The following is a 477-nucleotide window of genomic DNA, read 5'->3' on the forward strand; positions in this document are numbered from 1 at the left end:
TGCAGATGAAATTGCAGAAGCGGTTGAAAAACTTAAATCAGAAGGAAAAATCATAGATTTTGGATTATCTAATTTTACTAATTCGCAAACTGAACTAATTAGAAGTAAAACGGAAGTTAGTTATAATCAAATTCAGTTTTCGGCAACACATCATGAACCCATGTTGGATGGAAGTTTAGATTATATGCAAACGCATAGCATCCGACCGATGTCATGGAATCCTCTTGGAACGGTTTTTAGAGAAGATTCTGATCAAACGCGAAGATTGAAAAAATTATTGGCAAAACTGGTTGAAAAATATGAAGTTGGCTCAGACACCATTTTATTGGCTTGGATTTTAAAACATCCGTCAAAAGTGTTTCCTGTAGCTGGAACAGTGAATATTGCTCGAATTCAAGCATTAATGAAAGCCGTTGATCTGAATCTAGACCAACAAGATTGGTTTGCCATTTGGACAGAAAGCATGGGAAAAAAGGT

At 35.6% G+C, this 477-nt stretch carries 1 protein-coding gene; it reads left to right on the forward strand.

Annotation, left to right across the window (positions count from 1 at the left end; translation table 11 throughout):
• Positions 1-477 (forward strand): aldo/keto reductase (locus DIU01_RS07710; protein WP_290833200.1); only part of this gene is annotated, 477 nt, incomplete at both ends.

The organism is Flavobacterium sp., assembly GCF_003525665.1.
In the GTDB taxonomy this organism is placed as follows: Bacteria; Bacteroidota; Bacteroidia; order Flavobacteriales; family Flavobacteriaceae; genus Flavobacterium.